22 protein-coding genes and 1 tRNA gene are annotated in these 21,303 nt (G+C 64.7%); 17 read left to right on the forward strand and 6 right to left on the reverse strand.

Annotated features, from left to right (window positions below):
- The first annotated feature begins 9 nt into the window (after positions 1-9).
- The 4 genes from prfA (at position 10) to EV560_RS33610 (ending at position 3,784) form a co-directional block, all read left to right on the forward strand.
- Positions 10-1,095 carry a peptide chain release factor 1 gene (gene prfA, locus EV560_RS33595; protein WP_131860223.1) on the forward strand — a complete coding sequence of 362 codons (1,086 nt, stop codon included), beginning with the start codon at positions 10-12 and terminating at the stop codon, positions 1,093-1,095.
- Positions 1,096-1,152: 57 nt separating this feature from the next.
- Positions 1,153-1,401: a hypothetical protein gene (locus EV560_RS33600; protein WP_131860224.1), complete on the forward strand. Its 249-nt coding sequence runs from the start codon at positions 1,153-1,155 to the stop codon at positions 1,399-1,401.
- Between the two features lie 6 nt (positions 1,402-1,407).
- The gene (gene prmC, locus EV560_RS33605) at positions 1,408-2,328 is read left to right on the forward strand and encodes a peptide chain release factor N(5)-glutamine methyltransferase (RefSeq protein ID WP_131860225.1); all 921 of its coding nucleotides are present in this window, start codon (positions 1,408-1,410) and stop codon (positions 2,326-2,328) included.
- A gap of 388 nt (positions 2,329-2,716) precedes the next feature.
- On the forward strand, positions 2,717-3,784 hold the full coding sequence (locus EV560_RS33610) for a DUF4167 domain-containing protein (protein ID WP_248312340.1): 1,068 nt from the start codon (positions 2,717-2,719) through the stop codon (positions 3,782-3,784).
- 108 nt (positions 3,785-3,892) lie between these two features.
- On the opposite strand, the gene EV560_RS33615 is transcribed toward EV560_RS33610, so the two are convergent.
- The 3 genes from EV560_RS33615 to EV560_RS33625 form a co-directional block, all read right to left on the reverse strand.
- Positions 3,893-4,774 carry an AraC family transcriptional regulator gene (locus tag EV560_RS33615; RefSeq protein WP_131860227.1) on the reverse strand — a complete coding sequence of 294 codons (882 nt, stop codon included), beginning with the start codon at positions 4,772-4,774 and terminating at the stop codon, positions 3,893-3,895.
- Positions 4,775-4,869: 95 nt separating this feature from the next.
- On the reverse strand, positions 4,870-5,658 hold the full coding sequence (locus EV560_RS33620; protein WP_131860228.1) for an MOSC domain-containing protein: 789 nt from the start codon (positions 5,656-5,658) through the stop codon (positions 4,870-4,872).
- Positions 5,659-5,748: 90 nt separating this feature from the next.
- Positions 5,749-6,075 carry a DUF2293 domain-containing protein gene (locus EV560_RS33625; protein ID WP_131860229.1) on the reverse strand — a complete coding sequence of 109 codons (327 nt, stop codon included), beginning with the start codon at positions 6,073-6,075 and terminating at the stop codon, positions 5,749-5,751.
- Between the two features lie 196 nt (positions 6,076-6,271).
- Here EV560_RS33625 and EV560_RS33630 point away from each other — a divergent pair, with 196 nt between their 5' ends.
- The 4 genes from EV560_RS33630 to EV560_RS33645 all read left to right on the forward strand — a co-directional run bounded on the left by EV560_RS33630 (position 6,272) and on the right by EV560_RS33645 (position 12,287).
- Entirely contained in the window at positions 6,272-7,402 is a 1,131-nt protein-coding gene (locus EV560_RS33630; RefSeq protein WP_131860230.1) for a cache domain-containing protein, read from the forward strand.
- A complete protein-coding gene (locus EV560_RS33635; protein WP_165923758.1) occupies positions 7,399-8,487 on the forward strand; it encodes a ligand-gated ion channel in 1,089 nt (362 codons plus the stop codon). The genes EV560_RS33630 and EV560_RS33635 overlap by 4 nt, the downstream gene beginning before the upstream one ends.
- Before the next feature lie 243 nt (positions 8,488-8,730).
- Entirely contained in the window at positions 8,731-11,352 is a 2,622-nt protein-coding gene (clpB, locus tag EV560_RS33640; protein ID WP_131860232.1) for an ATP-dependent chaperone ClpB, read from the forward strand.
- Positions 11,353-11,861: 509 nt separating this feature from the next.
- On the forward strand, positions 11,862-12,287 hold the full coding sequence (locus tag EV560_RS33645) for a hypothetical protein (RefSeq protein ID WP_131860233.1): 426 nt from the start codon (positions 11,862-11,864) through the stop codon (positions 12,285-12,287).
- A 51-nt stretch (positions 12,288-12,338) separates the two neighbouring features.
- On the opposite strand, the gene metW is transcribed toward EV560_RS33645, so the two are convergent.
- Positions 12,339-12,959 (reverse strand): methionine biosynthesis protein MetW, encoded by a 621-nt coding sequence (gene metW / locus EV560_RS33650; protein WP_131860234.1) that lies wholly within the window; start codon positions 12,957-12,959, stop codon positions 12,339-12,341.
- A 151-nt stretch (positions 12,960-13,110) separates the two neighbouring features.
- Entirely contained in the window at positions 13,111-14,280 is a 1,170-nt protein-coding gene (metX, locus tag EV560_RS33655; RefSeq protein WP_131860235.1) for a homoserine O-acetyltransferase MetX, read from the reverse strand.
- A 175-nt stretch (positions 14,281-14,455) separates the two neighbouring features.
- Between metX and EV560_RS33660 the strand changes: the two genes are divergently transcribed.
- The 4 genes from EV560_RS33660 to EV560_RS33675 all read left to right on the forward strand — a co-directional run bounded on the left by EV560_RS33660 (position 14,456) and on the right by EV560_RS33675 (position 17,523).
- Positions 14,456-15,289 (forward strand): chorismate mutase, encoded by an 834-nt coding sequence (locus EV560_RS33660; protein ID WP_131860236.1) that lies wholly within the window; start codon positions 14,456-14,458, stop codon positions 15,287-15,289.
- 35 nt (positions 15,290-15,324) lie between these two features.
- Positions 15,325-16,434, forward strand: a complete 1,110-nt coding sequence (hisC, locus tag EV560_RS33665) for a histidinol-phosphate transaminase (protein WP_131860237.1) — start codon at positions 15,325-15,327, stop codon at positions 16,432-16,434.
- On the forward strand, positions 16,431-17,378 hold the full coding sequence (locus tag EV560_RS33670) for a prephenate/arogenate dehydrogenase family protein (RefSeq protein ID WP_248312337.1): 948 nt from the start codon (positions 16,431-16,433) through the stop codon (positions 17,376-17,378). The genes hisC and EV560_RS33670 overlap by 4 nt, the downstream gene beginning before the upstream one ends.
- Before the next feature lie 69 nt (positions 17,379-17,447).
- Positions 17,448-17,523: transfer RNA gene (locus EV560_RS33675), tRNA-Thr, on the forward strand.
- 146 nt (positions 17,524-17,669) lie between these two features.
- Here the strand turns inward: EV560_RS33675 and EV560_RS33680 are convergent.
- Positions 17,670-18,077 carry a hypothetical protein gene (locus tag EV560_RS33680; protein ID WP_131860238.1) on the reverse strand — a complete coding sequence of 136 codons (408 nt, stop codon included), beginning with the start codon at positions 18,075-18,077 and terminating at the stop codon, positions 17,670-17,672.
- Between the two features lie 142 nt (positions 18,078-18,219).
- On the opposite strand from EV560_RS33680, the gene EV560_RS36805 reads away from it, so the two are divergent.
- The 5 genes from EV560_RS36805 (at position 18,220) to EV560_RS33705 (ending at position 21,043) form a co-directional block, all read left to right on the forward strand.
- Positions 18,220-18,657 (forward strand): helix-turn-helix domain-containing protein, encoded by a 438-nt coding sequence (locus tag EV560_RS36805; RefSeq protein WP_131860239.1) that lies wholly within the window; start codon positions 18,220-18,222, stop codon positions 18,655-18,657.
- 19 nt (positions 18,658-18,676) lie between these two features.
- The gene (locus tag EV560_RS33690; protein WP_131860240.1) at positions 18,677-18,862 is read left to right on the forward strand and encodes a hypothetical protein; all 186 of its coding nucleotides are present in this window, start codon (positions 18,677-18,679) and stop codon (positions 18,860-18,862) included.
- Positions 18,863-18,940: 78 nt separating this feature from the next.
- The gene (locus EV560_RS33695) at positions 18,941-19,249 is read left to right on the forward strand and encodes a hypothetical protein (RefSeq protein ID WP_131860241.1); all 309 of its coding nucleotides are present in this window, start codon (positions 18,941-18,943) and stop codon (positions 19,247-19,249) included.
- A 172-nt stretch (positions 19,250-19,421) separates the two neighbouring features.
- Positions 19,422-19,928: a DUF4365 domain-containing protein gene (locus EV560_RS33700; RefSeq protein ID WP_131860242.1), complete on the forward strand. Its 507-nt coding sequence runs from the start codon at positions 19,422-19,424 to the stop codon at positions 19,926-19,928.
- Positions 19,929-20,020: 92 nt separating this feature from the next.
- Positions 20,021-21,043 (forward strand): hypothetical protein, encoded by a 1,023-nt coding sequence (locus tag EV560_RS33705; protein WP_131860243.1) that lies wholly within the window; start codon positions 20,021-20,023, stop codon positions 21,041-21,043.
- Positions 21,044-21,303 lie beyond the last annotated feature (260 nt).

Consider the following 21,303-nt stretch of genomic DNA (forward strand, 5'->3'; position numbering starts at 1 on the left):
GAGTTCCAGATGTCCCTTCAGCTTCCGCAAGACCGTCTTGACAGCATCGTGGCGCGCCATGCCGCGGCCAGCGACGAGATCAACCGTTCGGCCGATGCAGCCCGCATCGTCGAGCTCGGCAAGGAACTGGCCGAACTCGATCCGGTCGTTGCGGCCATCGCGTCCTGGCGCCAGGCGCAGATCTCGCTCGACGAGGCGCAGGCGCTGATCGACGATCCCGCGACAGATAGCGAGTTCCGCGACCTCGCCTATGAGGAGCGTGACGCCGCCCGCGCCGAGATCGACACCCGCGCCCGCGAGATCCTGATCGCGCTCCTGCCCAAGGACGCCGCCGATGAGCGCGGCGTCATCCTCGAGATCAGGGCCGGCACGGGCGGCGACGAAGCCTCGCTCTTCGCCGGGGACCTGCTGCGCATGTACCAGCGCTATGCCGCGCAAAATGGCTGGAGCCTCGATCTCCTCTCCGAAAGCGAGGGCACGGTCGGCGGTTACAAGGAGGTCATCGCCGAGATTTCCGGTCGCGGCGTCTATGCCAAGCTCAAATTCGAATCCGGCGTGCACCGCGTCCAGCGCGTGCCCGATACCGAGACGAGCGGGCGTATCCACACCTCGGCTGCAACCGTCGCCATGCTGCCGCTCGCCGGCGAAGTCGACGTCACGCTCAACGAGGCCGATATTCGCACCGACACGCTGCGCTCGGGCGGTGCCGGCGGCCAGCACGTCAACAAGACCGAATCGGCGGTGCGCCTGACCCATATCCCGAGCGGGATCGTCGTGCTGGTCCAGGACGAGCGCTCGCAGCACAAGAACAAGGCCCGCGCCTATGACCTGCTGCGCGCCAAGCTCTACGATGCCGAGCGCAGCAAGGCTGATGCGGAGCGCGCCGCCGACCGACGCTCGCAGGTCGGTTCGGGCGATCGCTCGGAACGCATCCGCACCTACAACTTCCCGCAGGGGCGCGTCACCGACCACCGCATCAACCTGACGCTCTACAAGCTGGACGAGATGATGCAGGGGCTCGCGCTCGACGAGATCATCGATGCGCTCACCGCCGAGCACCAGGCCAAGCTGCTTGCGGCCGAGGGGGCGGCGTGAAACATATCGGCGTCACCGACGTTTAGACCGTATCAACGTTCTCGGCGGGAGATAGCCATGACGAAACTCGTATCCGGTATTGCAGTGGCGGCCCTCATGGCTTTCGCCATGGGCGGTCAGGCGAACGCCCAGGAGCAGACGATGCGTAAGGTCACGTCTGGCCAGCCGGCGGCCTTGCATGGGGCGATGACCCAGTCCCAGGCCCGGCGCGCCTGCTCGATGGAAATGCGCGGCGCCCGCGAAAGCAAGTCGGCGATCCGCCAGAAGATGACGATCTGCATGAATGACAAGATGCAGGGCAACTGAGGCCTTATGAACGATCAGGAAGCGGTTGAGCCCGCAGGGCCCGGCCGCGAGCCAGCATCCGAATCGTCCGTCCAGGACCGCGCCGCGTCGACCCTAGGGGCGGCGCGGCGTCGTCTTGCGGCACGCCTGCGTGCTGGCGGCAGCGAGAGCGCCGGGCTCGATGCGCGCCTGCTCGTCGAGGGGGCGACCGGCCGTTCCCATCTCGATCCGGTTGCCCCGCTCGATCCGGCAGCGGCGATGGTTCTCGATGGCTACGCCGAGCGGCGCCTTGCCGGCGAACCGGTCTGGCGCATCCTCGGCGAACGCGAGTTCTGGGGCCTGCGCTTTCGTCTCTCGCCCGCGACGCTCGAGCCGCGTCCCGATACGGAAACTCTGGTCGAAGCCACCATCGATATCCTGAAAGAGCGCCGCAACGAGCCGCTGTCGATCCTGGACCTCGGCACCGGCACCGGCTGTCTTCTGATTGCGACCCTCAGCGAATTTCGGCAGGCACGAGGCCTCGGAATCGACCTCTCGCAGGAGGCCTGCGCCACGGCCGCCGGCAATGCGGCGCTGAACGGCCTCGCCGGGCGCGCGACCTTCAGGCAGGGCAATTGGACGCAGGGAATCGAAGAACGCTTCGATTTAATTCTGTCCAACCCACCCTATATACGTAATGACGAGATTGCCGGCCTGGCGCCGGAGGTGCGTGATTTCGATCCGCGCCTTGCGCTTGACGGCGGAGCCGATGGGCTCGACCCTTACAGGGATTTCGCGGTGAATCTGCCACATTTGCTGACGCCGGAGGGCGTGATCGTCCTTGAGATCGGGGCTGGGCAGGGTTCTGATGTCGTGGCTCTGATGCAGCAGGCGGGACTGGCTCATTTGGGCACCCGACATGATCTCGGCGGCCATGCGCGCGCCCTGATCTTTGCCGGCAGAGGATGATGCACACAGGCATTTGTGCGAATTTGCTTGGAGATGCCGGGAAAAACCGTTATGCACATTTCAGCCGAAGCTGGTGCCGTCAGCGCCGAGCCTTGGGCAGCCTCCTGATCATGAGTGTTGCCTGCGGATGATCCGCGGATTGACGGAACCGACAAAGCAAGATCGGACATCGGAAGGCGCTGAGGCGCCATTCGGCCTCTGGGACCTAGACAGGCCCCTTTTGGAAACGAGCGCGTGAAGACCAAGAACGGCGCATTGCCCATTCAGGTCCACCTAACCCGGCGTGGCGTCGCAACCCGCTTCGCACCGGCATGCGCATGATCATCAGGTTGCTTTGAGCGAACAGAGCGCGAGATAGACGCGAATGAGACCAGGTCAGAACCGGCGTATGCGCGGCCGCAACAACAATAACAACAATGGCAACCGCAAAGCTCCGAATCCGCTGCAGCGGAGCTACGAATCGAACGGGCCCGACGTCAAAGTTCGTGGTACCGCCCAGAACATCGCGGAGAAATACTTGCAGCTGGCGCGCGATGCGCAGTCCTCCGGCGATCCTGTCGCTGCAGAGAACTATTTCCAGCATGCGGAGCACTATTACCGCATCCTTCTCGCTGCGCAGGAGCAGATGGCCCAGCAATACGGCCACAGCTTCCCGCCGACGCGCGGCTTCGGCGAAGATGCCGATGATGTCGAGGATGAGGGTGACGACGAGAACGCCGCCTTCCCGCAGGGTGCGCCGCAGCCGGACATGCGCAATCAGCCTCAGCCGGGCATGAACGGCAACGGCTACAACGCCCAGCGCCATGACGGCGAGGGCGGCGAGGGCAATAACGGCCAGCGTTTCGATCGCCAGGGTCGTGGCGACCGCTTCAACGATCGCAACGACCGGAACGATCGCAACAATCGCCGTTTCGATCGCAATGACCGGCAGGACCGCGGCGAGCGCCGCTTTGATCGCCAGGACGGTGGCCAGAACGGTCAGCAGGGCGGCTACGCGCCGCGCTCGGACATGCCGGTTTCGGACGAGCAGCCCGAGGCTCAGCCGCAGCGCGACAACGCCCAGCCGAATCAGGCTGAGCGCCGCTTCGAGCGGGGTGACCGCCCCGAGCGTGGCGATCGTCCCGAGCGTGGTGATCGTCCCGAGCGCGGCCCGCGCTCCGAGCGCCGTCCGCGCCGCGACGCGGCTGTCGAGGATGAGGCCAATGGTGATGCCCCGGCCGGGCTGCCATCCTTCCTGACCACGCCGGTCCGCGTTCCGATCGCGGTCGCCGAGGAGCCTGCCGTCGTGGCCGAGGCGCCTGCTCCGGCTCCCGAGCCGGTCGCTGCTCCCGCTGCGGATGTCGAGGCGGTTGCCGAGGAAGCGCCTGCCGCCGCGCCGAAGCGCACCCGCCGCCGTCGCTCGCCGCGTGAGGTGATGGACGCGCTCGGGTCCGAGGCGGATGGCGCCGCCGAGTAAGGCTTGGCCGCGAGACGAAGACAACAGGGGCCCGCAAGGGCCCCTTTTTCTTGGGAAAGGCATCTCTTGGGACAGGCGTTTCCTGGGACAGGCGGCCGTCGCAGGGCGCTATTTCAGCGGCAGGAACAGCTCCGCCACCGACTCATGCTCGGGCACCTCCGGAAATAAGCTCAGCCGCTGGCAATAGATCGGGAAGTCCCGGGCTTCCTCACCGCTGGCCGGAAGCCATTCGCGATAGAGGTAGAGCGCGGCGGGCTCCAGATTATGCGTGTTGCCGTCGACGCGCAGCACCGCGCAGCGTCCGCCGGGGATTTCGCCGGCCTTGATGCCATCGCCATTCGCCGCGATCGGCTGGTCGGTCCCGACACAAAGGTCCACGCTGTAATCGGCGGGCCTGGCGGGGCGCCGCTCGGAGTGCCAGACGTTGAAGGTGGGATTTGTCCTGGGGTGCAGGCCGGCGGCCTTGCGCCAGGCGATGAACCGCTGGATCGTGGCGCCGAGCGTCGCCGGGTCGCCCCGATGCTCCATGATCGCCACCGGCGTCGCGGGCACATCGCGGATCGTCACGTCGTCAGGATTGAAACTTTTCTGCATGAGCTTGCTCCTCGCATCGTCGAGAGGCCCGAAGGCCGCAAGCCACGGCTCCCAGTCGGGAGATTTTCGGAACGACGAAGGCGACTGCCCCGACCATTGCCGGAAGGCGCGGGCGAAGGCATCCGGAGCCTCGTAACCGGCATCCATCGCGATGTCCGTGACGCTTTGGGCATCCCTGTAGGCCAGCCGGAACGAAGCGCGCTTCATGCGGGCGAGCTGGATATAGCGATGCACGGACAGCCCGAAGGTCGCCGTGAATTGCCGGTGGAAGTGAAATTTCGAATAGGCCGCGATGCCGCTCAGTGCGTCCAGGTCCAGATCACCGTCCAGATTCCGGTCTATGTGATTCAGCACCCGCTGCATCCGGGCATGGTGGTTCCGAAGCGCTGCCTTCATGATTCCGTCTTCCGTGGCAGCGCCAGTTAGGCGCAGGCAGGCATGACGCGCTCGACCGATCTTGCGGTTTTGTCAGGGGTGCGGAAGGACAGACCCTAGAGCACGCGGGCTTCGGCCGGCAGCGGCACGGGCTCCAGCCTGTCGCCTTCGGCCAGCGTGCCGCTCGCGGTGATCCGGCAATAGATCCCGCAATCGAAATGGCCATAGGCCGTCACCAGCGCCTTCGGGATCTGGAGATCGCGGAAGCCGGTTTCCGGATCGACATTGGTCGCGGCGCAGCGCTCGATCCGCTTGATCACCTGCAGCTTCAGGCCCGATGGCGAGGCGATTTCCTGGCCGGGCGCCAGATCGAACTCGGCCCAGGGCTGCAGGTCGTCGACCATGATGTTGCCGCGGAAGCGCAGCGGATCGACCGCCGCGCCGATGCGCTCTTCGAACTCGGCGACGCTGGCGAGATTGATGATCGAGACGAAGCCGGAGCGCGAATCGGTGAAGCGGTAACCGTCCGGCGCCGCCAGCAGGCGCGGCTCGCCGCGCAAGTCCTGCGGCATGTAGCTCTCGAAGAAGCGGGTGATCGCTGCGCGCCCGTCCGCGGTCGTCACATCGGCCCGCAATGCTTCGCGCCCCTCGTGGCTGATCGTCAGCTCGCCGGTCTCGTCGCAATAGCGTGTCTTCAGCCGCGCCAGCGCTTCGTTGCGCATCAGCATCAGATATTTGAGCTTCGGCTGGTGCACTGGCGCCGCTGGATCGAAACCCGAGGGCCCATTCTCGATGGCGAAGAGGCGGTCGCTCGGGAAATACTGTCCCTTGAGCAGCGAGACCGCAGCGAGGCGTTCGGGCGAGAGCCCTTTGATGGGATAGCGGTAGAGCGAGGCGACGCGCATGCGATGGGTCCGGGATGCCGATCTGATCGCGACCTTAGCCGCGCTTCCCGGGGAAGCGCGATCAAATCCTCTTAATGATTGTAATGACACTCAGGCATCGATCGGGGTCTCGGCCTCCTCGCCATCGGCCACCGAACGCTGGCAGCCCCAGCTCGACAGCACCGCATCGGTCTCCTCGACCACGAAGAAACGGGCCGAGTCGCGATCATAGCCTTCGCCGAGAAGGCGGTCGTAATCGGTATGGCTGTGCCGGACATGGCTGCCGAGCGCGAGCCAGAGCGCGGTGGAGGGAGGCAGGTCCTTCATATGGCGCCGCTCGGCCAGGCTGATCACCGCCTCGGCATCGGCGAGGGGGATGCCGGGGGCGAGCGCTCTCAGCGCCCTTCGAATCGCCTGCTGCCGTTTGGTGCCCGCCATCGCCTCTGCTTTGCGCCGAACCTGCCGCGGGTCAAGGCGCGGCAAGGGGCAAGGATCGGGCGAGCCATCATGCGCTCCGCCCCTGCTGGCCGGCGGTTTGATAGAGCGATGGCAGTGCCTCGAACCGTCGTTCACGCGCGAAGACTGATGGCAGACGCCGCGTTTTCGCTCTGTTACCGAGCGGCCAGGGGGTTCCATGGTCTTCAAACGTCATGCGCCGGCTACGCTTATTGCTGCCGTCATCATTGTTGTTTCGGCTCTGACCTTTCTGTCGGGTCGTCTCTTCTCCGGCCTGACCTCCTCGGTGGAGACGGGTCAGTTCGAGCTGATGCGGTCCATCCTCGAAACCTCGCTGCGCGATGCCTCTGATCGGGCGCTCGCGCGGGCCGAGATGGTCGCGGCGCTGCCGAGCGTGAAGCAGCTCGTGGCCGAGCGCGATCGCGAGAAGCTCTTCGCCGAGTTCGGCCCGATGTTCCAGGGCCAGAAGGACCGTTATGGGGTCGATCAGGCGCAGTTCCACATTCCTCCCGCGCAGAGCCTGCTGCGCCTGCAGGATCCGACGCAGTTCGGCGACGACCTGACGCGCTTCCGGCCGCTGGTGGTCGCCGTCAACCGCGAGAAGACCGCGCGCAAGGGTCTCGCCATCGCCCGCAGCGGCCCGGCCGTGTTCGGCGTGGCGCCGATCAGCGATGCACAGGGCAACCATGTCGGCAGCTTCGAGTTCGGCCTCGATTTCGGCGCCATCCTGGTCTCGCTCAAGGTCGCCTATGGGCTCGAGCTCAGCCTGTTCATCGAGGAGAAGCCGCTGCGCGAATTCGCCCGCGGCGTGAACCCGGCTGCTCTCAGCGACCAGAACCGTTTCGGACGCTTCCTGCGCTTTCAGACCACCAATGGCACGCTGATGGGCGGGCTCGTGGGCGATACCGATATCTCCGCCGTTTCCGAGCCGACGAATTATGTCCGCGATGCCGGCCGTGTTCCCTATGGCGTGCTGCTCCTGCCGCTGCGCGATGCCTCCGGCCAGCCGATCGGCGTCATGGCGGCGGCGCGCGATTTCAGCGGCTCGCGCGAAGCGGCGGGCCGTTCGCTGATCTGGCAGATCTGCCTCGCCGTCTTCGCGGTCATCCTCCTGGCGGTCGTGATCCTCACCGTCATTCGCGGCGCGCTGCTGCGGCCGCTGGAGATCGTGGTCGCGCGCTTCGTCGCGCTGACCTCGGGCGGCGAGGCGCGGCCCATCGACGATGACGGGTTCTGCAAGGAGTTGCAGCCGCTCGTCGATCTCAACAACCGCATCGTCGCCCGGCGTGCGCAGGAGCCGGTCGCGTGAGACGCCTCGCCGCCGCCTGCATCGCTTGGCTGCTCTGCCTCGCCGGGCCCGCCCTCGCCGTCGATCAGGCTGCCGAACAGGCTGGCAGCCTGCCGCGCGGCAAGGGGTTGCCGCTCGTGGTCAAGGCCGCGGTCGGCTTCGTCGACCTCACCGGGCTCGACGAGAATAACAGCGTCTACAAGGGCACGGTCGATATCCGCCTGCGCTGGGAAGACCCGCGCCTGCGCCGCAAGCCCGAGGAGATGCAGCAGCCGCCTCAGACCCTACGCGGCGCCGCGGCCGAGGCGGAGCTGGCGAAAAACTGGTCGTCGCCCTTCGATATCGTCAATCTGCGCGGCGCGCCGACCGCGACGGAAACCGGCCTGCGGATTTTCCCTGATGGTCAGATCGAGCTGATGCGCCGTGTTACCGGCGATTTCCTGACGCCGCAGGATGTCGAACGCTTCCCGTTCGATCAGCAGAAGCTTCAGGTCAAGATCGCGATCCGCAACTACAATACCGACGCGGTCAGCTTCGCCTTCGTCCAGGACGATCTCGATTTCAGCCGGCCTGCCGCCACAGCCAGCCTCGACGGCTGGGAGCTGAAATTCGTCAACCTGAAGACGGAGGAGCAACCAGGCTGGTATGGCGAGAGCCATGCCATGCTGGTCGCGGCGCTCGATATCGAGCGCAAGCCGGGTCCTGCGATCGCGGCGATCTATATCCCGCTCTTCGCCTCGCTGCTGATCCCGATGCTGGCGATCTGGCTGCACAAGATCGAGGACGGCGTCTTCGAGATCGATACGTTCGAGCTGGTCAATGTCATCATCGGCGGGCTCTTCGCGGTGATCGCGCTGAACTTCACGGTGAATTCGTCCTTCCAGGCGCTGGCTGCGAGCGACAACTCGGTCAATCGCCTTTTCGCCCTGAACTATATCGCGCTCGGCACCAGCCTGCTGATCAACATTGCCCTGTGCCGCTTCTCCCTGGTGGCGCGCGCCTTCGGCGTCTACGTCCAGGAGCAGCTCTTCCTCGTCCTGCTCTGGGCCTTCCCGCTGCTGATCCTGACCATGGCGCTCTCGTTCATTCTCGTGGCCGTCGTCTAGATCGTCGGACCGGACATCGTATCCGGTCCGACGATCCAGCTTCTTGTTTTCGCATCGGCTTCTTCGAAAACCGCAATCCGCTTTTCGGGCCGATGCGCCAGGAAACGCGTTTCGCCACCCCTTCCGTTGCCGGGAAGCAACACCTATCTCTGCCCTTGAGAGGCCGCCCGTCAGGGGGCTTCATCCCAATGAAAGGCAGCCGATCGCGTCGCCACGGGGCGCATCGGCGGGCGGAGTGACGACATGAATATTGAAAAGTACACCGACAGGGCCAAGGGCTTCCTGCAGGCGGCGCAGACGATTGCCTTGCGCGACGGCCACCAGCAGTTCACGCCCGAGCATCTGCTCAAGGCCCTGCTCGACGACAATGAGGGCATGGCGGCCGGCCTGATCGACCGCGCCGGCGGCCAGTCGAAGCTTGCGCTTCAGCTGACCGATGCGGCGCTTGCCAAGCTGCCCAAGGTCAGCGGCGGCGGTGCCGCCGGTCTGCACCTGACGCCGGGCCTCGCCCGCGTCTTCGATACGGCCGAGAAAGCCGCCGAAAAGGCCGGGGACAGCTTCGTCACGGTCGAGCGGCTGCTGCTCGCGCTGACGATCGAGAAGGAGACCGAGGCCGGCAAGGCGCTCGCCAAGGCCGGCGTGACGCCGCAGACGCTCAATGCCGCGATCGAGGCGATCCGCAAGGGCCGCACCGCGGACTCGGCCAGCGCCGAGCAGGCCTATGACGCGTTGAAGAAATACGCCCGCGACCTGACCGCCGCGGCGCGCGAGGGCAAGCTCGACCCGGTCATCGGCCGTGACGAGGAGATCCGCCGCACCATCCAGGTGCTCAGCCGCCGCACCAAGAACAACCCCGTCCTGATCGGCGAGCCCGGCGTCGGCAAGACCGCCATCGCCGAGGGCCTGGCGCTGCGCATCGTCAATGGCGACGTGCCCGAGAGCCTGAAGGACAAGGAACTGCTCGCGCTCGACATGGGCTCGCTCATCGCCGGCGCGAAATATCGCGGCGAGTTCGAGGAGCGGCTGAAATCCGTGCTCAACGAGGTCTCGAGCTCCGATGGCGGCATCATCCTGTTCATCGACGAGATGCACACGCTCGTCGGCGCCGGCAAGACCGATGGCGCGATGGATGCGTCCAACCTGCTGAAGCCCGCGCTCGCCCGCGGCGAGCTGCATTGTATCGGCGCGACCACGCTCGACGAGTACCGCAAATATGTCGAGAAGGACGCTGCGCTCGCGCGGCGCTTCCAGCCGGTCTTCGTCGACGAGCCGACGGTCGAGGACACGGTCTCGATCCTGCGCGGCCTGAAGGAGAAATACGAGCAGCACCACCGGGTCCGCATTACCGATTCGGCGCTGGTTTCGGCCGCGACTTTGTCGAACCGCTACATCACCGACCGCTTCCTGCCGGACAAGGCGATCGACCTTGTCGACGAAGCCTCGGCGCGCCTGCGCATGCAGGTCGATTCCAAGCCGGAAGAGCTCGACTCGATCGACCGCGAGATCGTGCGCCTGCGCATCGAGCAGGAGGCGCTCAAGAAGGAGAGCGATACCGGCTCGAAGGAGCGGCTGAAGCGTCTCGAGATGGAACTCGCCGAGCTTGAGGGCCGTTCGGCCGCGATCACCGCCCGCTGGAAGGCGGAGAAGGACAAGCTCGGCCAGGCGGCGGAGATCAAGACCAAGCTCGACAATGCCCGCAACGAGCTCGCCCAGGCGCAGCGCAAGGGCGAGTATCAGCGTGCCGGCGAGCTCGCCTATGGCGAGATCCCGCAGCTGGAGAAGGCGCTGGCCGATATCGAGGCCATCGGCGACTCGTCCGGCATGGTCGAGGAGGCGGTGACGCCGGACCATGTCGCGCAGGTCGTCAGCCGCTGGACCGGCGTGCCTGTCGACAAGATGCTCGAAGGCGAGAAGGAGAAGCTGCTCCGCATGGAGGAGGTTCTGGCCTCCCGTGTCGTTGGCCAGCGAGAGGCGGTGGAGGCGGTCTCGACTGCGGTCCGCCGGGCACGCGCCGGCCTGCAGGACCCGAACCGTCCGATCGGCTCGTTCATGTTCCTCGGCCCCACCGGCGTCGGAAAGACCGAGCTGACCAAGGCGCTCGCCTCGTTCCTGTTCGACGACGAGACCGCGCTCGTGCGCATCGACATGTCCGAGTACATGGAGAAGCACTCGGTCGCTCGGCTCATCGGCGCGCCTCCCGGCTATGTCGGCTACGAGGAGGGCGGGGCGCTGACGGAGGCGGTGCGGCGCCGGCCCTATCAGGTCGTGCTCTTCGACGAGGTCGAGAAGGCGCATCCCGACGTGTTCAACGTCCTGCTCCAGGTGCTGGACGATGGACGTCTCACGGACGGGCAGGGCCGCACGGTCGATTTCCGCAATGTGCTGATCATCATGACCTCGAATCTCGGTTCGGAATATCTGGTGAACCAGCCCGAGGGCCAGGATTCCGATGCGGTGCGCGACGAGGTCATGGGCGTGGTCAGGCAGGCCTTCCGGCCGGAATTCCTGAACCGCATCGACGACATCATCCTGTTCCACCGGCTGCGCCGCGCGGATATGGGCGCGATCGTCGACATCCAGATGGGCCGCCTTGCCAAGCTGCTCGTTGACCGCAAGATCGTGCTCGACCTTTCCGAGGAGGGGCGCGAGTGGCTCGCGGACAAGGGCTACGATCCCGCCTATGGCGCGCGCCCGCTCAAGCGCGTCATCCAGAAATCGGTGCAGGATCCGCTGGCCGAGCAGATCCTCGCCGGCAAGGTCCATGACGGCGAGACCGTGCCGGTCACGGTCGGCCCCGCCGGGCTGATGCTCGGCGACGTCTCGGTCGTGAAGGAGAAGCGCCCGGCCGGCGTGGCGCTGAACTGACGGCGCGCTACCTTCTCCCCTCGGGGGAGAAGGTGTCGTCGCAGACGACGGATGAGGGAAGGGCCGCGTTCGCGGCCCTTTTCTTGTGCCTATGCTTGACCATCGCGCCCCCGCATTTGGTTGCAAAGGTCGCCTCTAACTCGGTAAACGGGTGCGAGTTTTTGGGCGGGGAGACAATGATGCTCGTGAGGTCGGTGCCCTTTGCGATAGCGTGCTCGGCGACCATTGTCGCTCTTGTGGGCGACGCCACGGCACAACCGGCAGCATCGGAGGCCAAGTTCGCTGAGAGAATTGTCTGTTCAGATGACGCTAGCGATCCGTCCGCGGCAGCCGAGAGCGCATGTCTTCCTCGCTTTCGTGGAATAGCCATTCGAGAGGGAGATGTACTTCGCGTCGCCCTACGGAGCGGGACAAGCAAAGCTTTCAAGGACGCGCCGATTTGTCGTCAAACTGACTCGGATGCCTGCAGCTTCTACAGGATCAGAGGCTACCATCCGGAGAACGATGCAGTGGTCGTGCAGCGATGGGGGGTGCGTTGGCCCATTCATGTTGTGCTCGGGGCCTTTATGGTGGAGCGTGCCACCGGACGTATTGTCGACCTGCCAGGTCCGCCTCACTACGCGCCGAGCGGGGCCCGCTTTCTTTCCCTGTCGGTGTGCGGTGATAATTGCTCAAACCGGATCGACATATGGTCCGTTGACGACGGGGTGGCCAAGCTCGAGTGGCGCTACCGTATCAAGGAGCGAACGGAGAAGGCCTTCACATATGAGTTTGTAGAGTGGGAGGGAAACGAGCAGATCAAGCTCCGCATTCTCCCCGAGATCGAAGCCCCAGGAGATCTCCCCGGAAAAGTCGGCGATAAAAGCCGGTCCATCCTTGCTAGCTTGACGCGCACTGAACAAATCTGGACGCTGGATCCGCAATTGCCGCAGTAATTCACCCATCGATCGACCAGCGTAGAGCCATATCCCTAAAGGCGGGTGGGTTCATCCCCGCTTCAGCAGGAACACGGCCTGCGCGCCAAACAGGTTCCAGAACCACCAGGGCGCGCTTACCTCGACCTTGCCGCCGGCGGCATTGAGCGCGACCGCGCGCTCCTTTTCCGCGCCGACCGCCTCGCACAGCGAGACGAAGTCGCGGATCGTGCAGAAATGGATATTGGGCGTGTCCCACCAGGCATAGGGCAGGGAGTCGGTCACCGGCATGCGGCCGAGGAAGAAGACCTGGCTGCGCATGCGCCAATGCCCGAAATTCGGGAAGGAGACGATGGCGCGCCGGCCGATCCGCAGCATGTGCTCGAGCACGAGCTTCGGATTCCGCGTCGCTTGGATCGTCTGCGAGAGGATGACGTAGTCGAAGGAATCGTCGGGATAATCGGCGAGATCGGTATCGGCATCGCCCTGGATCACTGAGAGCCCGCGCGCGACGCAGCCGGCGACGCCCTCGCGCGAGAGCTCGATGCCGCGCGCGTCGACCTGGCGGGTCTCGGCCAGCAGCGCCAGCAATTCGCCGTCGCCGCAGCCGACATCGAGCACCCGCGTGCCCGGCGTCACCATTTCGGCGACGAGCTTGAGATCGATGCGGTTGGTGTAGTCGCTCAACGCCATGGCACCGCTTTCATCATCCGGCGGGTGTCCCGCGCCGTCATGCTCGGCCTTGTGCCGAGCATCCACGTCTTGAACACCGCCCAGCGTTGAGAAAGCCGTGGATGGCCGGGACCGGCCCGATAATGACGGGGAGGGTTGATCGCTCGACCCATCACAATCCCCGCGCCCGTGCCGCTGCGTTGAGGAAGCCGCGTGTCGTCGCGAACAGGTTCGGCTCTTCCAGCAGGAAGGCGTCGTGGCCCTTGTCGCTCTCGAGCTCGACGAAGGAGACCGAAGCGCCGGCGGCATTGAGCGCATGCACGATCGCGCGCGAGTCGGCGGTCGGGAACAGCCAGTCCGAGGTGAAGGACGCCACGCAGAAGCGCGTCTTCGTCCCTGCGAAGGCCTTGGCCAGCACGCCGTCATGGTCGGCGGCAAGGTCGAAATAATCCATCGCCCGCGTCACGTAGAGATAGGAATTGGCGTCGAAGCGCTCGACGAAGCTCAGGCCTTGGTGGCGCAGGTAGCTCTCGACCTGGAAATCCGCGTCGAAGGAGAAGGTCGGCGCCTCCCGGTCCTGCAGCTTGCGGCCGAATTTCCGGTGCAGCGCCGCCTCGGAGAGATAGGTGATATGCGCGCCCATGCGCGCCACCGAGAGTCCCTTGGCCGGGCGCGTGCCCTCTTCGAGATAGCGCCCGCCGCGCCAGTCCGGATCGGCCATCACCGCCTGGCGGCCGACCTCGTGGAAGGCGATGTTCTGGGCCGAATGCCGGGCGCCGGTGGCGAGCGGCAGCGCCGCGAAGACCCGCTCGGGATAGCTCGCAGCCCATTCCAGCACCTGCATGCCGCCCATCGAGCCGCCGGCGACGCAGAACAGGGACTCGATCCCGAGCGCGTCGACCAGATGCGCCTGCGCCCGCACCATGTCGCGGATCGTCACCATCGGGAAGCCGAGGCCCCAGGGCTTGCAGGTCGCCGGGTTGGTCGAGGCCGGGCCGGTCGTGCCGGTGCAGCCGCCGATGACATTGGCGCAGATGACGAAGAAGCGGTCGGTGTCGATCGGCTTGCCCGGGCCGATCATCGCCGTCCACCAGCCGCCCTTGCCGGTGATCGGGTTGCGGCTGGCGACATGCTGATCGCCTGTCAGGGCATGGCAGACCAGCACGGCGTTGGATTTTGCGGCGTTGAGCACGCCATAGGTCTGATAGGCGATCTGCCAGGAATCGAGCACGATGCCGCAATCCATCAGCAGCGGCGTCTGCGTGCCGAAGCGCGCGACCGGGCTCGACGGCTCGTTGGCCTCCTTTAGCGGGTCGGCAAGGCTTTGAACGTCGTCGCGCATCATCGTCCGCTTTGGCAGATGGTTTTTCTCTTTAGGCCGGCTCGTTCGAAAGAACGAACCTACCGATGGCGCGGCCGAAGCGCGCTGTCAACGCGCGCCTGCGCAAGCGCGGCTTTGCTAAGCTTCGCCATGAGGTCTAAGAGACGCGGCGAGGCCCGCCGAGATTGCGTTTCCCATGACCGAGACAGCCCCGACTACCCTTGCCGATCTGCGCAGCGAGATCGACCGCATCGATTCCACCATGCATGCCCTGCTGATGGAGCGCTCGCAGATCATCGAGACGCTGATCGCGGTCAAGAAGACCCAGGTCTCGGGCTCGGCCTTCCGGCCGGGTCGCGAGGCCGACATCATGAAGCGGCTCGCGCTCAGCCATCGCGGCCTGCTGCCGCTCGACACGGTCGAGAGCATCTGGCGCACGATCATCGCGACCTTCACCTATGTGCAGGCGAATTACTCTGTGCATGCCGACGTCTCCGGCGGCGATCCGGAGATGCGTGATTCCGCCCGCTTCCATTTCGGCTTCACCGTGCCCTTCGTCACCCATGAGGATGCGCAGGCTGTGATCAGCGCAGTGGCCGAGTCGGCCGGCGATCTCGGCATCTTCCGCATGGATCTCGGCGCCAGCGCCGGGGTTTGGTGGCGCGATCTGATCGGCACCGACCGGCCGAAGATCATCGCGCGCCTGCCCTTCATCGAGCGGCCGGACCATCCGGCCGGCACGCCGGTCTATTGCATCGCCAAGCCGCTGGCCGACGCCGCCATGCGCGAGATCGTGCTCTACGCCGCCAAGGTCGAGCGCTGGTCCGACAGCCTGCGCGCCGGCCTTGCCCAGAACCTCGCTGAAGTCTCCGCCAGCGCCGCCGACGGCTCGCACCTCTCGCTGCTGGTCGCCGCCTCCGGCGAGAGCGATCAGGCCGCGATCCGCGCTGCGCTGGCGCCGGCAGGCCTCAGCGATTTCGCCGAGGTCGGCAGCCATGCCGCCCGCTTCGCCTTCAAATCCCCCCGCTGATCTCCCGAACCGACACCCCGCAAGGCTTTGAGCTCATGACCGCGCCTGCTTCCCGTCCTGTCCCGCGTCCCGGCGTCCTCGACATCCAGGCTTATGTGCCCGGCAAATCGGCCGCCCCGGCCGGCGTGAAGCTGCATAAGCTCTCCTCGAACGAGACCCCGCTCGGCCCAAGCGCCAAGGCGGCCGAGGCCTATGGCGCGCTTGCCTCCAAGCTCGAATTCTATCCCGACGGCTCGGCGACGAAGCTGCGCGAGGCGATCGCGGGGCGCTACGGGCTCGATCCCGCGCGCATCATCTGCGGCTCCGGTTCGGACGAGCTGCTCTCGCTGATCACCAGCGCCTATATCGGCCCGGGCGACGAGGGCGTCTTCACCGAGCACGGCTTCCTGGTCTACCGCATCGCCATCATGGCGGCAGGCGGCAAGCCGGTCGTCGTGCCCGAGAAGAACTACACCGCCGATGTCGATGCCATCCTCGCGGCCGTGACGCCGCAGACCAAGGTCGTCTTCCTCGCCAACCCGAACAATCCGACCGGCACCTATTTGCCCTTCGACGAGGTCAAGCGCCTGCAGGCCGGCCTTCCCGCGAACGTGCTGCTCGTGCTCGATGCGGCCTATGCCGAATATGTCCGCCGCAACGACTATGCCTCGGGCCTCGAGCTGGTCGCCGAGCGCGAGAATGTCGTGATGACCCGCACCTTCTCGAAGATCTATGGCCTCGCCAATCTGCGGCTCGGCTGGCTCTACGGGCCGGCCCATCTCGTCGATGCGCTGAACCGCATCCGCGGCCCGTTCAACGTCAACGGCGCGGCGATCGAGGCCGGCAGCGCGGCGATCGCGGATGAGGCGCATGTCGCCGCCGCGATCGAGCACAATGACAAGTGGCTGGCCTGGACGACGGCCGAGCTGGAGAAGCTCGGTCTCACCGTCACGCCCTCGGTCGGCAATTTCATCCTGATCCACTTCCCCAAGGCGGCCGCCAAGGGCGCCAAGGAGGCCGACGCCTTCCTGACCCAGCGCGGGCTCATCCTGCGCGGCGTCGCCGCCTATGGCCTGCCCGACGCGTTGCGCATGACCATCGGCTCGGAGGAGGCCAACCGCCTCGTCGTCGCGGCGCTCGCCGAATTCCTGGGCAAGGCCGCGTGAGCGCCGCGCTGGAAAGCTTCGCGCCGCGCCGCGACGAGCCGATCTTTGGCCGGCTCGCGATCATCGGCATCGGCCTGATCGGCTCCTCGATCGCGCGCGCCGCCAAGGAGCTCAACCTCGCCGGCCGCATCGTGCTGAGCGATCGCGACGAGGCCGTGCGCCTGCGCGCCCGCGAGCTCGATCTCGGCCACGAGATCGCAGAGACGGCGGCCGAGGCCGTGCGCGAGGCCGATCACATCATCCTCTGCGTGCCGGTTGGCGCCTGTGGTGCCGTGGCCGCCGAGATCGCCGCGTCCCTCAAACCGGGCGCGATCCTGTCGGATGTCGGCTCGGTCAAGAACGCCGTCGTCGAGGCGGTCTCGCCGCATGTGCCCGACGGCGTCCATCTCGTTCCCGCGCATCCGGTCGCCGGCACCGAGAATTCCGGCCCAGATGCCGGCTTCCCCAGCCTCTTCCTCAATCGCTGGTGCATCCTGACCCCGCCCGAGGGCACGGATGCCGCGGCGACCGCCGCGACCCGGCATTTCTGGGAGGGCATGGGCGCGCTGGTCGAGGTCATGACCGCCCAGCACCACGACCTCGTGCTCGCCATCACCAGCCATTTGCCGCATCTCATCGCCTATAACATCGTCGGCACCGCCGAGGATCTGGAGGCCGTGACGCAGTCGGAGGTGATCAAGTTCTCGGCCGGCGGCTTCCGCGATTTCACCCGCATCGCCGCCTCCGATCCGACCATGTGGCGCGACGTCTTCCTGCACAACAAGGACGCGGTTCTGGAGATGCTCGGCCGCTTCAGCGAGGACCTGTCGATCCTGACGCGCGCCATCCGCTTCGGCGACGGCGAGACCCTGCACAAGCACTTCACCCGCACCCGCGCCATCCGCCGCGGCATCATCGCGCTCGGCCAGGAAAAGCCCGAGACGGAAAAGCTGCGCAAATCATAAACGAACGGGGCAGGTTTCCTCCCTTCGTCCTTGCCAAGAATCGGCCGGGCTGGTAGAGCCCCAGCCGTCGCCGCAATAGCTCAGCTGGTAGAGCACCTCATTCGTAATGAGGGGGTCGGGGGTTCGAATCCCTCTTGCGGCACCATCGATTTTTCTCAATAAAATCAGTTCACTATGCCCCGGCGTTGGCCGGAGCGTTTTATGCCATGTTCTGAGCCAAGGGTGACGCACAGGGTAACAAAAAAGGCACCTGCGTCATGCAGGTGCCTTCAGCGGGAGACCGTCGCGCGGCTATTGCCCGTCCTTCCAAGCGAGATCGCTGGCGACCGCGGCAACGCGCAGGGCGCCCTCGAACGCGTGAAGCTCATCAGCCAGGATGAGGCGATGAAGGTCCTCCAACTCGACCGCGCCATCGGGGCGGACACCGCGCGCCGCGTCGGCTAGGCCGTCAGCGACGGTTGCGATTTCCTCCCGCAGGCTCTCGAGATAATCGCCGGCCGCATTGAATGTGCCCCTGCTGGGCGCAATGGAATATCTGGGCTGCGCTAGAATTCCATCGAGCACATTCACGGTCAGCCGCAAGGCTTCGTAGAGTGGCAACATCAGCCGCGGTCCGAGCTCGGCCCCGATCGGCGGGAGGTGAACCTTGTCGGGTGTGGGCAAGCCAGTGGCGGCTGCCGGAACGCGAGCGTCGGGCATGATGTTCTCCTGAAGCTTGAGCGGAATGGCTTGGCTTCAACGGATTTCGTTGATGGCCAACGATTAACACCCATTAACGTTGCCCGTCAACGCAAAACGTTGTTCCTCGACAAAAAACGTTGGGTCGTGCTATTGCTCCCGCATGATCACTCCCGCCCAATCGCGCGCCGGCCGCGCACTCCTTGACTGGTCCCAGGATCAGCTCGCCCAAGCCGCCCATGTCGGCCTTTCAACCGTCCGTGATTTCGAGAGGGGGCGGCGCGTGCCAGGCCACAACAATCTCCTTGGACTGAAGACAGCCCTTGAAGACGCCGGCGTCATCTTCGTCGCCGAGAATGGTGAGGGGCCGGGAGTGAGGCTGAGGAAGGGCGTGGTGCCGACTTTGGCTGAGCCGTCCTCCCCGGAGCAGCGCCAAGCGGGAGTCGATCACGCACGCCATAAGGCCGGCAAGGCGGCCGATCGCGCGTTGACGGATGTCGATGCGAGCGACGATGAGAAGGCCGCGCGCCGCGGGGCACTAACCGACGAGCCGGCCATCGTCGCGAAGGCGCGCGGCAAGCATCGTTCGAAAACCAAATAGTGTTCACGCCCGTAGTCGTATGGCTCGCACCGCCGCCAAGGTCACCCAAGCTGATATCGCACGTGTCGTCCGAGCTGTTGCCCAAGCTCGGGTGCGGGCTGTGATCGAGATTTTACCGGACGGCACCATTCGCGTGATCATGAACGACGAGCAGGCGCTTGAAGCTGGAAAGCCTATCGATCGGGACGAGGAGATCGTGCTGTGACTAACGTGAGCCCGGTCAGGTAACGCTATGCCAAGACCACCGCAATCGAGTTTAATTCGCTTCGGCGTAGAACCACGAATGGTGCCTCCTGTGAAAGCGGCCAGGCGCCTACATCTCACGCTTGCCGAGTTCGATCGGATATTGCCGCGCCTCCTCCAGCGCGGCTTTCCGAAGGCTGATCCCGATATCGGCAACTATGATCTAAAAGCGATCGATGCGTGGCTGGACGGCCAAATGGCGGTCCGGACCGAACAGGTAGCGCGCCAATCTACGCACAAACTCGTAATGGAGCGCTTGGAGCGGCTGGATCAAGAGCTTACGGCGAAGAAGGCGCTGAGAGAGGCCCGCCGAAAGAGCCGACCCTCTGCCGGGGAGCGAAATGGCTGAATGCTCGAAAGGCTCACGGCATGACCTCAATATATGCACACCGGTGAGCGGTGGAACCGGGATCGAGGAGCACATCGCCGCCCAGGCGATGGAACGAAGTAGTCGAGCGCGAAAGCTCTGGTAATTGCTCGTTATCGTTGCCGTGCCATAGTCCCTTGGGGCTGAGGCGTCGATGATAACTAAAGGCCATTCGCAGGAGACATTCTCGCGCGCGCACCTTTATGCCGTCGCGGCGCGAGCGGGTGTCACGGTATCTCGACCGGAACTCGACTATGGTGTCGATGCCATTTTGCGGCCGGTTGTTATGGTGGGCAAAAAGATGTCCGAGAGCGCTTTCGGCATCGATGTCCAATTGAAGTCAACCACGACTTGGTCGCGGACGGCAGGCCACATCAAGTACGACCTTGATGCTGCCGCATACAACCGGATGATCGCACGGGAACCGGGTGAAATCCCGCTGTATGTATTCTTGTTGTGCCTCCCGCCAGATCCGGACAGTTGGTTGGACCATTCTGAAACTGAGACCATTCTCCGGAATTGCTGCTATTGGTATCGCGCGAATGGGCCGCGCACCTTTAACGAGAGAACAATAGCCATCGATATCCCGCGCTCAAACCTTCTGACATCTGATGCTTTGATAAGTCTAATTGCGGCCGCACGTTCGGAGTTGATGACGTGAGTGAGCCAACATTCACGATGCCGCAGCCAGGACTTCTCAGGAGATACCTGCGTGCGCGAGGTTGGAGGGCGTCTAAGCTAAGAATCCCAAGCTTGGAACTTTACTCCAAGGATGAAGGATCGAGCCATATAGAAGTTGTAGTGCCCGAAACGACCGCAGCGCCGCAGGCCGAGCGGCGCATTCGCCACGCGGTGGAGACGCTGGCGATCATCGAAGATCGATCTGCAATCGATGTATCCGCTGCCATCGCCGGATTGGGCTTTGATGCACTTCGAGAGCGGCTGCCTGCAGATTTCCGTAACACCATACTATTACCAGTTGCAGAGACAGTTGTCACAAGGAACAGAAGGCTTCTGCACGCCGCTGCACAGGCGGAATTCGCGAAAACCGAAGTAAATCGGTCCCGCTCGGCCGCAGATTTGTTCGTGGAACGATGCCGGTTCGGCCATACCTTTAAAGGGAGCTTTGGGTTCTCGATTCATTCCCCGATCGGTCCGCGCCCAGCCGAGATGATTGCGGACCAGGAAGCAGATCCTCCTGCGGAACGGCTGATCGTTCAACGCGTCATGCGTGGCCTTGCTTCGATCTCTGACACTCTAAGCAGTAAGCGCCTGGCGGTTTTGTCGGACCCCTCTGTTGGTTTTGATGCGGACATGCTGGACAACTTAGCCGGCCTCTTGGAGGGCGTCCGCTCCGAAGCTTTGACATTCGAATTTGAGCTTTCCGCCGAGTGGCCTCCGGATGTCGATTTGGACCTGCATTCAACGTTCGTTGTCGCCACGTCGATTGCACCCACTGTGCGAGAGCTAGCAGCCAAACTGCGGGAAACCGTCCTGCCGTCCGCAAGCGTCATTAGGGGCTTTGTGACCAAGCTGGCAAACGCCGACAATCCGGCTGATTTGGAAAACCAGAAGGGCTCTCGCGAGGTAACGATTGCATGGGAGGCCACTGATCACATGCTGCCTGTTCGCGTTCTCTTGAGCCCAGCAGACTATCGGGTAGCTTGGCGAGCGCATGGGCTGCATGTGCCCGTAGAAGTCGAGGGGGAGATCGAACGGGCAGGGCGTGGGTTTATTATCCGTCGCTCTAAGATGCTTACGTCGATTCCGGAATGAAGGGTGGCGTGACCGGGCCTCTGGCCGGCTGCGGCGGCTTGGGCCCCAAATAATGGACTGACTTGGGAGCGAGAAAAGGGAGATGCGCTTCGGCCCGACTGATAGCCGCATGTTGCTGATAGCCGCCATTGCAGTGGTTATCGGGGTGGCGGCTTGGCTGGGGGTGTTCTAGCCGCGAAGCCCATAATAGAGATGCCAGAAAAAAGAGGTGCGAGTTTCAATCTTCGACAAGCAAGCGCGGTTTTGCCCAAATACTTTAT

It is taken from the genome of Allobosea sp. BK604 (assembly GCF_004341515.1).
Taxonomy (GTDB): Bacteria; Pseudomonadota; Alphaproteobacteria; order Rhizobiales; family Beijerinckiaceae; genus Allobosea.